Source organism: Streptococcus sp. 151470009-6, from assembly GCF_053628175.1.
Window position 1 is genome coordinate 618,883 of sequence record NZ_JBSEZF010000001.1, and the last position, 13,876, is coordinate 632,758.

A 13,876-nucleotide genomic window follows, 5' to 3' on the forward strand; every position below is an offset into this window, starting at 1 on the left:
GACAAAAGAAACTTGTCTTATTTGTTATCTTGATTTTCAATTGTTTTCTTAAGGGCATTCCAAGCTAGGGTTGCGCATTTGATTCGTTGAGGAAACTTGGCAACTCCAGATAAGAAAGCTGCATCTCCAAGTTGATCTTGACGCTCATCCTTTTGACCTTGAACCATTTCAGAAAAGATGGTTGCAAGCTCTAAGATTTCTTGCTTTGTCTTACCTAAAACTGCATCCGTCATCATACTAGCAGAGGCAGTTGAGATGGTACAACCAGAGTTTAGAAAAGCGATATCTTCCAAACGATTATCAGCATCAAACTTGACAGATAGATTGATGACATCACCACAGGTCGGGTTGTTGAGACTGATTTGTTCAGCATCTTCTAGCTTCCCTTGGTGATGGGGATTTTTCGAATGGTCCGCTACCACTGCCATATAAAGACTATCTAGTTTAGAAAGTGCCATTGAAAAACTCCTTTGTCTTTTGTAAGGCATCGACCAGCTTGTCGCAATCAGCCTTGGTATTGTATATATAAAAACTTGCACGAGCTGTTGCAGGGACTTCCAAATACTGGAGCAATGGTTGGGCACAATGGTGACCCGCACGAACTGCTACCCCTTCATAATCCAGAGCTGTCGCAAGGTCGTGAGGATGAAGGTCACCTAGGTTAAAGGCAATAACACCCGAACGTTGAGCCAAATCGTGTGAACCATAAATAGTCAGTCCTTCAATTGCCTGAAGTTTTGGATAGACGTAGGCTATCAATTCCTGTTCATGAGATTCAATCGCATCCATACCAATCGTTTCTAGATAATCCACTGCAGCAGCAAGCCCAATTGCACCTGCCATATTGGGAGTTCCTGCCTCGAATTTCCAAGGTAATTCCTTCCAACTAGCAGATTGTTCATAAACGAAATCAATCATCTCACCGCCAAATTCAACTGGTGACATTTGCTCCAGATACTTTTCTTTACCGTAAAGGACACCAATACCAGTTGGACCAGTCATCTTATGACCTGAAAAGGCAAAGAAGTCCACATCCAAGTCCTGAACATCAATCTTCATATGAGGCGTAGATTGAGCACCATCCACCACCATGATAGCTCCAACTTGGTGAGCCATTTGTGTGATTTCTTTGATAGGATTGACCACACCAAGAACATTGGAGGCGTGAGCTAGGGAAACAAACTTGACCTTGTCAGTCAATTTGGCTCGCAAATCCTCCATATCCAGAGCTCCATCCTTGATATAAACATAGACAAGCTCTGCTCCAGTCTTGCGACAGGCCTCCTGCCAAGGAATGATATTGGAATGGTGTTCCATGACAGAAATCAAGACCTGGTCTCCCTCAGTCAAGACTTCCTCAGCATAACGCGCTACCCAATTAAGACTGGTCGTCGTTCCTCTGGTAAAGAGAACTTCCTTTGTAGACCCTGCATTGATAAATTTACGAATGGTTTCACGAGCTGCCTCATAAGAAGCTGTTGCCCGTTCTGCCAAGGTATGAACACCACGGTGAACATTGGCATTGTCCTCCTCATAGTAGCGGTTGATTGTTTCAAGAACTGCTAGTGGCTTTTGTGTCGTCGCAGCATTGTCCAGATAGATCAGTGGTTCATCGTTGACAATCTGGTCTAAAATTGGAAAATCCTTGCGAATCGCTTCTACATCTAACATAGGCTTCCCCTTAGCGTTTTGACAATTTTTCTTCGATGGTTGCTATCATTTCATCACGAACTTCCTTGACTGGAATCTCAACAATTACGGAGCCAAGGAAACCGCGAACAACCAAGCGTTCTGCTGTTGCTTTGTCCAAGCCACGGCTCATGAGGTAGTACATGTCTTCAGGATCCACCTGACCGATAGAAGCCGCGTGGCCTGCAGTAACATCATTTTCATCAATCAAAAGAATTGGGTTGGCATCTGAACGTGCTTGGTCTGAAAGCATGAGAACACGACTCTCTTGTTGGGCATCTGCTCCCTTAGCGCCTTTGATGATATGACCGATACCGTTGAAGGTCAAGGTTGCTTTTTCAAGAATAACCCCATGTTGAAGGATATTTCCGATTGAGTTGCAGCCGTAGTTAGTCACTCGAGTATCAATCCCTTGAACCTGGCGGCCGCTTGAAAGAGCTACGACTTTAAGGTCAGCATGGCTACCATTTCCAATCAAGTCGCTATCAAAGTCCGCAACGACGTTTCCTTCGTTCATGACACCAATCGCCCAGTCAATGCTTGCATCGTTGCCCAACTTACCACGACGGCTAATGTAGGCCGTGACATTTTCACCTAGACGGTCAATCGCAGCAAACTTGACTTGCGCACCAGAACGAGCGATGACTTCTACAGTGATATTGGCTGTTGCCTTGGCACTACTTCCGCCACGTGACTCTAAACGTTCAAGATAACTAATCTTGCTATTTTTACCAGCAATGATAAGGATATGCTTGTTAAAGGGCACATCGCTATCACTGTCTTGGTAGAAAATCCCTTCGATTGGCTCTGCAATCTCCACATTATCAGGAATGTAGAGAACAGCACCACTATTAAAGTAAGCTGTGTGGTAGGCTGCTAATTTATCATCGTCATATTTAACAGATGACATGAAGAATTCCTCAATAAGTTCTGGAATTTCTTCTAAAGCTGAGTGAAAGTCTGTAAAAACAACACCTTGTTCTGCCAACTCAACTGGAATTTGTTCAAAAACTGTTTGAGTTCCTACTTGAACCAACTTCAAATGATTGTCTAGAGCTGTGAAGTCAGGAACATTTGCTGATGGTTCGCTTTCTGTAATGGTTCCATCTCCCAGATTCCAACGGTGGAATTTCACACGCTCGATAACTGGTAATTCCAAACTCTCAATCTTATCAAAAGCTTTTTTACGGAGGTCTGACAACCAGCTTGGTTCAGCGTGCATTTCTGAAAAAAGTTTAATAGTTTCTTTAGTCATTTACTTCTCCTAAAAGATACGAGGGAATTACAATTCTTCCTTGTAGTCGTAGCCAAGTTCTTCAGCTAATTTTGCGTATCCTTCACGTTCCAATCGGGCTGCCAATTCTGGACCACCAGAAAGGACAACACGACCTTCCATCATCACGTGTACCACGTCTGGTGTGATGTAGTTCAAAAGACGTTGGTAGTGAGTAATGATCATCGCACCAAAGCCCTCACCACGCATGGCATTGACACCTTTTGATACGACTTTAAGGGCATCAATATCAAGACCTGAGTCAATCTCATCCAAAAGGGCAAAAGTTGGTTCCAACATCAAGAGTTGAAGAATCTCATTACGTTTTTTCTCACCACCAGAAAATCCTTCGTTAAGATAACGCTCTGCCATTTCTTCTTTCATGTTGAGCAATTCCATTTTTTCGTCTAGTTTAGTGATAAACTCACGAACTGAAATCTTTTCATCATCTTCTTTTCCAGCATTCATAGCTGCACGAAGAAATTCAGCGTTGGTAATTCCAGGGATTTCAGATGGGTATTGCATAGCCAGGAAAAGTCCCATACGCGCACGCTCATCCACTTCCAACTCAAGGATATTTACACCATCAAACAAGACCTCACCTTTTGTGACTTCATAGTTGGGGTTCCCCATGATAGCAGCAGAAAGAGTCGATTTACCAGTACCATTTGGTCCCATAATGGCTGCAATTTCTCCTGTTTTCAGAGTCAGATTGACTCCTTTCAAAATTTCTTTTCCTTCAATCTCAACGTGAAGATCTTTGATCTCTAATACTGACATGATAGTTCCTTTCTTTTTCAAACATTTTGCTCAATACTTTAGGAAATTGCTTACAATCCCTAAAAAATAGGACAAAAGGTCAATAAATATACTCTACTAGTATAACAAAAAAAAGCCTAAAAGGCTTTGATTTTGTCTAGAAGCTGGGGCTAATCCTTGCGGTTTAGGTGCTGATCAATAGCGTCTACAATTTTTCCCATCAGGTAACTTAACCTAAAGTTTCGAAAGAGTAGAATGGCCCAAAAAGCTGCCATAACGTAGCGACCAGTCATCAAGGATTCATTGAAAAAATAAGTCTCAGCTGCCGTGAATAACGCTATTATGATAAATTGTTGTCTATTCATAAGATTATTGTATCATGAAATCCACTTTTAGTCTTCTTCAACCATGACTTTATCAGCTAGAAATTCAAATCCTTCTGGAATCAGACTCTCTTCTTCCACCTCTTGGTCAGCTTGAGGAGACTTGTTTTTAGCTGAAAATGCTGCTCGAACCTCTTTCCATTCCTCTAGGGAAATAGCCAGAATCTCAGGTGAAAATCCAGCAGCTTGGCTAAGAATATTGCCAAACATGGTATTGAGGTTATCCCGTTTCATGGTTTGTCCAGCATTGAAATTAGACTCAAAGGCTAAAATAGCATGGTGTTCATTGGCCGCAACTGGTTGAGAACCTACGAGAAGAGCCTTATCTGGTCCAGCTAAACTTTCAATCACTTCTCCCCACGCATTCTGGAGGCGAATCAAGTTTTGTCGTGCCAAATCAGGATTTTCAACAGCTTCTTGCAGAATAGACTGAACTTTGTTGCGATCCACTCGATAAACTGTCTTGGAAGTGGCTGGACGACTAGGGACTGGGGCAACTTGTTTAGGAGCTGTTCCTACATTAGCAAGCTCTTGTTTGAGACGAGCGACTTCCTGTCTCAGTGCAGAAATTTCACTTTCAACAGCTCCCGAAACCGCAGATTCAGGCTTAATTTCTGCTAAACGAATGGTCATCATCTCAGCGTAAATCTTAGGTTGCAAGCTAGCCTTCATATCTGCTAAACTCACTGTCGCTAGACGGATCATTTCAAAGAGACTTTTCTGAGAAAGAGCTAGATTGTCCATAAAAACTGGACTATGATGAGTATTTTCACCACCTGTCTGAACAACCAGTAGATCTCGCAAATACTGCAAGAGATCCGTCACAAAACGAGTCATGCTCTTGCCATTTTCAAACAAAAGATTCAAAGAATCAAGCGCTTTGAAGACATCCTGCTGGGACAAAGCGGCCACATAGTCATCTAGAGCCGAAAGACTAATAGTGCCTGTAATCTCCTCAGAAATAGCTGTCGTTAAAGCATTCCCTTGCGTCAAACTCAAGGCTTGATCCAGAATAGACAAGGCATCCCGCATTCCACCTTCAGCTCGTCTGGCAATGATTTCCACAGCCTCTGGTTCAGAACTGATATTCTCTTTTGACAAAATAGTTTGGATATGGTCCTTGATATCTTGAGTTCGAATCGATTTAAACTCAAAACGTTGAACACGGGATAAAATGGTTGCTGGAATCTTATGCAATTCAGTGGTTGCCAAAATAAAGACGACATTCTGAGTCGGCTCTTCAAGCGTCTTCAAAAGCGCATTGAAGGCTCCCGTAGACAGCATATGGACCTCGTCAATAATATAGACCTTGTAACGTGCTAAGCTAGGTGCATAGGTCGATTTATCACGAATTTCACGGATTTCATCGACTCCGTTATTCGAAGCTGCATCCATTTCGATAACATCTTCTAGGCTACCTTCTGTCACTGCTTGGCAGATATAGCAGTTATTACACGGTTCTCCGTCCACTTGGTTCGGACAGTTCATAGCCTTGGCAAAAATCTTGGCTACACTGGTTTTCCCAGTTCCACGAGGGCCTGAGAAAAGATAAGCGTGACTAATTTTTTCCTGCTCAACCGCTTGTCTTAGAGTTTTTGCCACAACCTCTTGGCCTACCAGTTGTGAAAAAGTCTGGCTTCTATATTTTCGATAAAGTGCTTGATACATTAGGCTTTCTCCTCAAACATTGTAAAGTCCCATTCTGTCTTCTCAAGCAAAATAGCGACAAATTGTTCCAAGTAATCACGGTCAATGGCATTGTAATCATCAATCAGAGAAGAGTCTAGATCTAATACACCCAGCAATCGACCATTCTTAAGCATGGGAACTACGATTTCACTCTTTGCCATACTATCACAAGAAATGTAGTTTGGATAGGTGCTCACATCGCCAACTAAAACAGTCTCCTGAAACTCAGCGGCTTCTCCACACACGCCTTTTCCAAGCGGTATGCGAATACAAGAAACACCACCCTGAAAAGGACCTAAAACCAACTCACTTCCATCAAACAGATAAAAACCTGCAAATACAGTATTGGGAAAGCGAGATTTTAGGAGGGCACTAGCATTTGAAAGATTGGCAAGAACATTGGTCTCACCTTCTAGTAAATAAGAGAGTTCCTCATTTAACAATTGATATTGTGATTGTTTTTCTGAATCTAACATAGAACTATTATATCAAAAATGGGAAAGAGACAAAAGAAAAATCCCTTGTTTTAAACAAAGGATTTTGCGATTATCAATTTGATTAAAGTTCGATATCACCGAACAAGTCAGCCATTGAGAATCCTGTTTGTGTTTCTGGAAGTTCGAAATCACGTTTTTCTTGACGTTTTGGACGACGTGGACGAGCAGCGCGTTTCTCTTCTTTTTGTCCTTCTTCTTGAGCTGGACGTTCTTCAAGAGCTTTGATAGAAAGTGATACACGTTCTGCGTCAGCGTTAACATCAAGGACTTTAACAGTAACTTCTTGACCAACAGTAAGAGCTTCTTTTGGATTTTCGATACGTTTGTGTGAAATTTGTGATACGTGAACAAGTCCATCGATACCTGGCAATACTTCAACAAATGCACCGAAGTCAGTCAAACGTTTAACTGTTCCTTCTACTACATCACCTTTAGCCAATTTTTGCTCAACGCCATCCCATGGTCCAGGTGTTGTTGCTTTAAGTGAAAGTGATACACGTCCTTCTTCTTCGTTAAGATCAAGGATTTTCACTTCGATTTCTTCACCAACAGTTACTACTGATTTAGGTGAAACGTTACGTTCGTGTGACAACTCAGTCAAGTGAACCAATCCGTCAACACCACCAAGGTCGATGAAAGCACCGAAGCTTGTGATACGAGCAACTTTACCAGTTACGACATCACCAACAGCCAATTTACCGAATACTTCAGCACGAGCTGCTGCAGTAGCTGCTTCAACAACTTCACGACGTGAAAGGATGAAGCGGTTCTCTTTAGCGTCAACTTCTTTGATTTTAGCATCAAATTCTTGACCTACGAAACGCTCAGTGTTACGTACGAAACGAGTGTCCAACATTGAAGCTGGGATAAATCCACGTACGCCTTCAAATTCTACTGAAAGTCCACCTTTAACGGCACGAGTTCCTTTAACAGTAACAACTTCTTCTTCGCGTCCTACAAGTTTGTCCCATGCTTTGCGAGCTTCAAGGCGTTTTTTAGATACAAGGTATGTAACTGTATCAGTATCTTTACCAACTACTTGACGAAGTACAAGAACATCCAATACTTCTCCTACTTTAACAAAGTCATTGATATCTGCATCGCGATCGTTTGTCAATTCGCGAAGAGTCAAGACACCTTCAACACCAGTCCCAGAGATTGCAACGTTAGCTTGAGTCGCATCAACTGTCAATACTTCAGCACTAACAACATCACCAGGCTCAACTTGGCTAACGCTATTTAGCAAATCTTCAAATTCGTTCATCTAAAAAATCCTCCAACAATCAAGTTTTTTCTAAACTTGACATACTTATAATTTTTTTCCTAAGCACCCGCAAAGACATGTTCATATCGTTCACGTCTTTCAGTTATAAAAATAAAATACCCTAAGATATTTTCTTTTTATCTTGAATTTATTACCTAAGAACTGGGGTAGCTGGATTCGAACCAACGCATGAGGGAGTCAAAGTCCCTTGCCTTACCGCTTGGCTATACCCCATTGATAAATGGAGAGAGAGGGATTCGAACCCCCGAACCCGAAGGAGCGGATTTACAGTCCGCCGCGTTTAGCCTCTTCGCTATCTCTCCAATGTTTAACGAGAACTATTATATCATGAAATTTTCAATAAAACAAGTATTATTTTGTCAAATTATAGTTTTCAATCAAAATTTCCACAGCTTTTTCAAGTTTTTTATAAAAACTATCGACATTTCCATTCTTTATGATGGCAAATTGGCTATCTAATTCGGCAATTTCCCCAATAACCTTTTTCCCGATCGTCAAAACGTATCCTTCATAGCTGTCTTTTCCAACAGTCACTTTAGCATCTGTTAATTGAATTTCAATTTTCTTATCTTTTTTACTCATACTGTACCTCTTTTCACTTTTTCTATTGTACAAGAAAATACTCAAACTAGCAAGAAAAAACTCCATTTCAGCCATTACAACTGCTATGGAGTTCTTCTTTACTTTGTGTCATTTAGTCCACTTTGACAATCCATCCCTCTGGTGCTTCCACATCACCGAATTGGATACCAGTCAATTCATCGTAGAGTTTACGTGTAACAGGACCTACTTCTGTTTCACTATAGAAAACATGGAAATCATCGCCATGTTGGATGCCCCCAATTGGAGAGATAACTGCTGCTGTTCCACAAGCACCTGCCTCTACAAAACGATCCAAATTGTCAATCGGAACATCACCTTCGATCGGTGTCAAGCCCAAGCGGTGTTCAGCCAAGTAAAGCAATGAGTACTTGGTAATAGATGGTAAGATAGATGGGCTTAATGGCGTAACAAATTCGTTGTTCGCTGTAATTCCAAAGAAGTTGGCTGATCCGACTTCCTCAATCTTGGTGTGGGTAGCTGGATCTAGGTAGATAACATCTGAAAAATTACGTGATTTTGCCATTTTACCTGGTAGAAGACTGGCAGCGTAGTTACCGCCTACCTTGGCAGCTCCTGTACCATGTGGTGCTGCTCGGTCAAATTCATCTTGAATCAAGAAATTCGTTGGAACCAAACCACCTTTAAAGTAGTTGCCAACTGGCATGGCAAAGATAGTGAAAATGTACTCCTCTGCAGGTTTTACTCCGATGATGTCTCCAACACCAATCAAAAGCGGACGGAGATAGAGGGTTCCACCCGTTCCGTATGGTGGTACATAATCTTCATTGGCACGAACAACCGCTTTACAAGCTTCTACAAACATCTCAGTTGGGACTTGAGGCATCAAAAGACGGTCGCAGGTGCGTTGCAAACGCTTTGCATTTTCATCAGGACGGAAAAGTTGAATACTGCCATCCTTGGTACGATAGGCTTTCAAACCCTCGAATGCTTGCTGACCATAGTGGAGACTTGGAGAAGATTCAGAAATATGAAGAGTCGAGTCCTCAGTTAATCCCCCTTGATCCCATTGTCCATTTTGGTAATGAGCGATATAACGGTAAGGTAATTTCATATAAGCAAAGCCAAGATTTTCCCAATCAATTGCAACTGTCATGTGTTTCTCCTTTATACTATTCAAGCTATGTGTTCTATTCTACACTTTTCTAGTAAAATTTCAAGTAGTATTTGTAATTTTCTGAAAATTTTCTCGATAAAAAGAAATCAGTCACTTGGACTGATTCTTTACAGATTTGCTTTTTCCTCTTTCAAGACTTCTTTCAGGTAAGCATCAAAAACTTCTTCATCTGAAATGGTGTCTGAGATGAAGCTTCCGTTGCTAGTGCGTTCTGACAAGTTCAAATCTTGCAATCGACTCTCATAGATTGTCCCCTTGTTAGATTGGACAAGCAGTGTTTGGTCGTTCTCTTCCACTTCTGTACTAAAGAGATCACCAATCAAGCCTTGTTCTGCAACTACTCCTGCCAAGAAGACACGGTGCGGTTTGTTTTTCAACTCACGCAAGACTTGTAGGCCTCGTTTGGCACGGCTGGTCGCCGGAATTTCCTCACAAGAGACACGTTTCAAGCTACCACGTTGGGTCAAGAGGTAGAAGGATGAAGTGTTACAGATAAAGGCGGATTGGAGGACATCATCTTCTTTCAGGTTCATAGCCTTGACACCTGCAGCCTTGGCACCGACAACCGGAACCTCTTCGATATTGAAACGAAGGGCATAACCGTTTTGGCTAATCAAGAGAACATCATCTAGTTTAATCGGAGCTACTGCTACAATCTGGTCTGTCTCGTCTTTGAGCTTAGCATACTTGACAGACTTAGACCTATAGGTCCGCCATGGAGAAAATTCTTTGCGTTCTACGCGTTTAATTTGACCAAGACGAGTTGCAGCAAAGTAGGTTGTGGCATCATCAAACTGGTCCACTACTTCAACATAAAGGATTTCTTCGTTAGTTTCGAAATTTGTAATAGTCTGGCTCAGATGCTCTCCGATATCCTTCCAACGAATATCTGCCAATTCATGGATTGGTCGATAGATGACATTCCCAAGAGTCGTGAACATCAAGAGGTGCTGGGTTGTCTTGGCAGATTGAACAAAGATTAAACGATCGTCATCACGTTTGCCAATTTCTTCTAGAGTGGATGCCGCAAAGGAACGAGGACTGGTACGCTTGATGTAACCTGCCTTGGTCACGCTGACATAGGTATCTTCCTCGGCGATAAGACTAGCTGTATCAATCTCGATTACTTTCGCAGTGTCTTCTAGAGAACTTAAACGTGGAGTCGCAAATTTCTTCTTGACTTCACGGAGTTCTTTCTTCATGAGATTGTACATGGTCCGTTCATCACCAATGATAGCCGCAAGCATGGCAATCTTCTCACGAAGTTCTGCTTCTTCTTCCTGCAAGACAACCACGTCTGTATTGGTCAAACGGTAAAGTTGTAAGGTCACGATGGCCTCAGCCTGCTCTTCTGTAAACTCATAGCTGACCTTGAGGTTTTCCTTAGCGTCAGCCTTGTTCTCAGAAGCACGGATAAGGGCAATGACTTCGTCCAAAATCGAAATCACGCGAATCAAACCTTCAACGATATGCAGACGTTTCTCAGCCTTTTCCTTGTCAAAGCGGGAACGCGCCAGAATCACTTCACGACGGTGGGCGATATAGCTAGACAGGATTGGAACAATCCCGACCTGACGAGGTGTGAAATTGTCAATCGCTACCATGTTGAAGTTGTAGTTGATTTGTAGGTCAGTATACTTGAATAGATAGTTGAGAACGAGCTCGGTATTAGCATCTTTCTTGAGTTCAATAGCAATACGAAGACCGTCACGGTCAGACTCATCACGAACCTCAGCAATACCAGCCACCTTGTTATTGACACGAACATCATCGATTTTCTTGACCAGATTAGCCTTATTGATTTCATAAGGAATTTCAGTGATAACGATTTGTTCCTTACCACCTTTTAGCTTTTCAATCTCCGTCTTAGATCGAACGACCACGCGCCCTTTCCCAGTTTCATAGGCTTTCTTGATTTCGTCACGGCCTTGGATAATCCCTCCAGTCGGGAAATCTGGTCCAGGCAAGAATTCCATGAGCTTGTCCACCTTGGCAGTTGGATGATCAATCATGTAGACTGTCGCATCGATAACTTCGGCCAAATTATGTGGTGGAATATCTGTGGCATAACCAGCTGAAATCCCAGTCGAACCATTGACTAAGAGGTTTGGAAAGGCTGCTGGTAAGACAGTTGGTTCTTTCTCGGTATCGTCAAAGTTCCACGCAAAAGGAACGGTCTTTTTCTCGATGTCCTGAAGAAGATAACCAGCAATCTCAGACAAACGCGCCTCAGTATAACGCATTGCCGCCGGCGGATCTCCGTCCATAGAACCGTTATTACCATGCATTTCAACTAGAATCTCACGATTTTTCCAATCCTGAGACATACGAACCATGGCATCATAGATAGAAGAATCACCGTGTGGGTGGAAATTCCCCATGATGTTACCGACAGACTTGGCTGACTTACGGTAGCTCTTGTCAAAAGTATTGCCATCCTTATTCATCGAATAAAGAATACGACGTTGCACAGGCTTCAATCCATCACGAATGTCTGGCAAAGCCCGGTCTTGAATAATGTATTTGGAGTAGCGACCAAAGCGCTCTCCCATGATGTCCTCCAAGGACATATTTTGGATATTACTCATATAGGATACAAAGCCCGTAAAATGCAAAGTGAAAATAGGAAATTCTTACAGTGAGCGATGCCTACAAGAGAATTTATCTTTTTCACACAGTATTTAGGGCGTGTTCAACTCCTTTCAAAGAATATAGAGTAGGTTTTGTAGAATAAAGGATATTTTACGGAAATTAGTACCGTGTTCAGTTACGATAAATAACCAAACGACCCTTTCTGTAGTTTAAAAAACATTGCTTAATTATTTAGCGATTAGGAAGTTTCTCCTCAGCATATCTCATCATCTTCTCCGCCACATCCTTATCGTAATAAAATCTCATCTTTTGAGCAAGAATTTGAGCTTCTCTATGGAAGAGATTCATTGTGGAGAATAGGGATTGAGTGATTTTCTCTACACTTGAAAAATCAAGGAGAGCAGAGAATTCCTTCTCTTTCTCTGTAGGTAAATACTGGAAAAGATACTTGTAGTTCTTGCCGATATCGACTGTTCCATTATCACTTGCTACCTGCCAAGCTAAGACTTTTAGTAACTCTTGCTGACAGATACCATATAGATGGTCAGTCGCATAGATGACTTGCTTGCGATGAATACCCTTAACCACATAGGCTGATACCCACCAAAATTCATTGCAGGCTTTTTCAAAATCTATCTGACTAGCTGGACTTGTCCAGTAACGTTGAGGACTTGGAGAATAAGGCACAAACAAGCCCTTAGGATCCTCTAGCACCGTGAAATCCGCTTCGCTTTCTACCCACTCCTTGATATGCACTTTAGGACATAGAGTCAAATCAATCCGATTGCCATCCTCAAAGAGCATGAGATAGAGACGACGGTTGCCTAGGATATTATGCTGCTCAATGATACGAGCGTCAAACTGGTCCAACCAAGCAAGATTGCTTGTTAGAGTATCTAAGTCATCCACAACATAAACCACGTCGTAATCCTGAAATTCATCTTTTGGTGCTTTTGGATTTGTCCGTGAACCAGACATAGCGACAGCCTCGACTTGTATATTTTCGGCTACCTGTAAAATTAATCTCAGCATTTGCGCTTCACTTCTATGTTGTCTGCACATATCTTTTATAGAATTATTTTTCATTGCCGTCTTGCTCCTCTTGTTTTTGGATGCCTCGTATTCTTTTCATCTCAAGTTCGCCTACTATCAATTGGATAGTTGAACAAATCCCCGAAACGATTAAAACAAAATAAAACAAATTCATATCGTTTCTATGATATATTTGAAAGCTTCTCCATAATACAAAAGTATTTACTAATGAAAGAAGGAAAAGTAAAATAGCATTGAATAGGAGTATTATAGCAAACTTACTCTTAAAATACCTATAATGTTTTCCAATCCGATAGAGGGTATATGATGAGAAAACAATCATCAAAGGTGTGAAGGCAAGTGCATAAAATAAGATAAACCCTATTCCTGAGTATGGTTTACTTTCCATTGGTAGATCTAATAGACAGATACCAATAGTGAGGATGTTCAATATAAACAAGGATACTGTGCGAGCACACTCTTTTCTACCTTTATTGGTCATTAAGTCATATATAATTCCCAAAATAGCCAAGAGAACGAGGAAAAAGGCAACATTAATAACGTAATCAATACCTCACCTCCAATAGTTATAGCGATTATTCACATACAAAAGATGATCGTCACCTTTACTTGAACTTCAAAACTCCCCTGTCTGGTAAAGGTTATACCCTTCGTAATAACATGAAGCATCCACACCCTTAAAGAAACTGGCCTGAGTGAGGTCATCCGTCAGATTATTGAGGAGGAGATACTTGAGTTCTTACCAGCGTCAACTTTTAAAGTTTTAACTGTTCCTAAAATCAGTCCAAGCATTTCGGGTTCAGTTCTCATGTTTATCACTTCTTTGTTTATTATAAAAATGAAATAAGGTATCAGATAATAAAATTAAGTATTGTCTATAAGTGATGATTTAAAATGTTTTGATAATTCCTGTTTATA

Annotated in this window: 13 protein-coding genes and 2 tRNA genes; all 15 read right to left on the reverse strand. The window is 41.4% G+C overall.

Translation table 11 applies throughout. The annotated features are described in order from the left end of the window. Positions 1-17 precede the first annotated feature (17 nt). Positions 18-458 (reverse strand): Fe-S cluster assembly sulfur transfer protein SufU, encoded by a 441-nt coding sequence (gene sufU, locus ACUW6H_RS03270; protein WP_454361045.1) that lies wholly within the window; start codon positions 456-458, stop codon positions 18-20. Further along, entirely contained in the window at positions 445-1,671 is a 1,227-nt protein-coding gene (locus ACUW6H_RS03275) for a cysteine desulfurase (protein WP_454361047.1), read from the reverse strand. The genes sufU and ACUW6H_RS03275 overlap by 14 nt, the downstream gene beginning before the upstream one ends. Positions 1,672-1,681: 10 nt before the next feature. Further along, a complete protein-coding gene (gene sufD / locus ACUW6H_RS03280; RefSeq protein ID WP_454361048.1) occupies positions 1,682-2,944 on the reverse strand; it encodes a Fe-S cluster assembly protein SufD in 1,263 nt (420 codons plus the stop codon). 27 nt (positions 2,945-2,971) lie between these two features. After that, positions 2,972-3,742, reverse strand: a complete 771-nt coding sequence (gene sufC, locus ACUW6H_RS03285) for a Fe-S cluster assembly ATPase SufC (protein ID WP_000114489.1) — start codon at positions 3,740-3,742, stop codon at positions 2,972-2,974. Positions 3,743-3,891: 149 nt separating this feature from the next. Next, entirely contained in the window at positions 3,892-4,086 is a 195-nt protein-coding gene (locus tag ACUW6H_RS03290) for a DUF3272 family protein (RefSeq protein WP_001081604.1), read from the reverse strand. 27 nt (positions 4,087-4,113) lie between these two features. Continuing rightward, a complete protein-coding gene (dnaX, locus tag ACUW6H_RS03295) occupies positions 4,114-5,772 on the reverse strand; it encodes a DNA polymerase III subunit gamma/tau (RefSeq protein ID WP_454361108.1) in 1,659 nt (552 codons plus the stop codon). Further along, positions 5,772-6,269, reverse strand: coding sequence for a GAF domain-containing protein (locus tag ACUW6H_RS03300; protein WP_049478146.1), 498 nt, complete (start codon positions 6,267-6,269; stop codon positions 5,772-5,774). The genes dnaX and ACUW6H_RS03300 overlap by 1 nt, the downstream gene beginning before the upstream one ends. 82 nt (positions 6,270-6,351) lie before the next feature. Beyond that, positions 6,352-7,554: a 30S ribosomal protein S1 gene (gene rpsA / locus ACUW6H_RS03305; protein WP_001001616.1), complete on the reverse strand. Its 1,203-nt coding sequence runs from the start codon at positions 7,552-7,554 to the stop codon at positions 6,352-6,354. Positions 7,555-7,716: 162 nt separating this feature from the next. Continuing rightward, positions 7,717-7,788: transfer RNA gene (locus ACUW6H_RS03310), tRNA-Gln, on the reverse strand. Positions 7,789-7,796: 8 nt separating this feature from the next. Next, positions 7,797-7,877: transfer RNA gene (locus ACUW6H_RS03315), tRNA-Tyr, on the reverse strand. Between the two features lie 49 nt (positions 7,878-7,926). Beyond that, entirely contained in the window at positions 7,927-8,157 is a 231-nt protein-coding gene (locus ACUW6H_RS03320) for a DUF2969 domain-containing protein (RefSeq protein WP_000037107.1), read from the reverse strand. A 112-nt stretch (positions 8,158-8,269) separates the two neighbouring features. Continuing rightward, the gene (locus ACUW6H_RS03325) at positions 8,270-9,307 is read right to left on the reverse strand and encodes a branched-chain amino acid aminotransferase (RefSeq protein WP_454361284.1); all 1,038 of its coding nucleotides are present in this window, start codon (positions 9,305-9,307) and stop codon (positions 8,270-8,272) included. A gap of 113 nt (positions 9,308-9,420) precedes the next feature. Beyond that, positions 9,421-11,901, reverse strand: coding sequence for a DNA topoisomerase IV subunit A (gene parC / locus ACUW6H_RS03330; protein ID WP_454361111.1), 2,481 nt, complete (start codon positions 11,899-11,901; stop codon positions 9,421-9,423). A gap of 235 nt (positions 11,902-12,136) precedes the next feature. Beyond that, on the reverse strand, positions 12,137-12,991 hold the full coding sequence (locus tag ACUW6H_RS03335; protein WP_454361113.1) for an aminoglycoside 6-adenylyltransferase: 855 nt from the start codon (positions 12,989-12,991) through the stop codon (positions 12,137-12,139). Continuing rightward, positions 12,981-13,346, reverse strand: coding sequence for a hypothetical protein (locus ACUW6H_RS03340; RefSeq protein WP_454361115.1), 366 nt, complete (start codon positions 13,344-13,346; stop codon positions 12,981-12,983). Before ACUW6H_RS03340 ends, ACUW6H_RS03335 begins: the two co-directional genes overlap by 11 nt. Between the last annotated feature and the right edge of the window lie 530 nt (positions 13,347-13,876).

Bases quoted from the DNA above. Each gene is read 5' to 3' on its own strand.
- ACUW6H_RS03320 (WP_000037107.1), bottom strand. From the start codon at position 8,157: ATGAGTAAAAAAGATAAGAAAATTGAAATTCAATTAACAGATGCTAAA.
- ACUW6H_RS03335 (WP_454361113.1), bottom strand. From the start codon at position 12,991: ATGAAAAATAATTCTATAAAAGATATGTGCAGACAACATAGAAGTGAA.
- sufC (WP_000114489.1), bottom strand. From the start codon at position 3,742: ATGTCAGTATTAGAGATCAAAGATCTTCACGTTGAGATTGAAGGAAAA.
- sufU (WP_454361045.1), bottom strand. From the start codon at position 458: ATGGCACTTTCTAAACTAGATAGTCTTTATATGGCAGTGGTAGCGGAC.
- ACUW6H_RS03340 (WP_454361115.1), bottom strand. From the start codon at position 13,346: ATGGAAAGTAAACCATACTCAGGAATAGGGTTTATCTTATTTTATGCA.
- dnaX (WP_454361108.1), bottom strand. From the start codon at position 5,772: ATGTATCAAGCACTTTATCGAAAATATAGAAGCCAGACTTTTTCACAA.
- rpsA (WP_001001616.1), bottom strand. From the start codon at position 7,554: ATGAACGAATTTGAAGATTTGCTAAATAGCGTTAGCCAAGTTGAGCCT.
- sufD (WP_454361048.1), bottom strand. From the start codon at position 2,944: ATGACTAAAGAAACTATTAAACTTTTTTCAGAAATGCACGCTGAACCA.
- parC (WP_454361111.1), bottom strand. From the start codon at position 11,901: ATGAGTAATATCCAAAATATGTCCTTGGAGGACATCATGGGAGAGCGC.
- ACUW6H_RS03290 (WP_001081604.1), bottom strand. From the start codon at position 4,086: ATGAATAGACAACAATTTATCATAATAGCGTTATTCACGGCAGCTGAG.
- ACUW6H_RS03275 (WP_454361047.1), bottom strand. From the start codon at position 1,671: ATGTTAGATGTAGAAGCGATTCGCAAGGATTTTCCAATTTTAGACCAG.
- ACUW6H_RS03300 (WP_049478146.1), bottom strand. From the start codon at position 6,269: ATGTTAGATTCAGAAAAACAATCACAATATCAATTGTTAAATGAGGAA.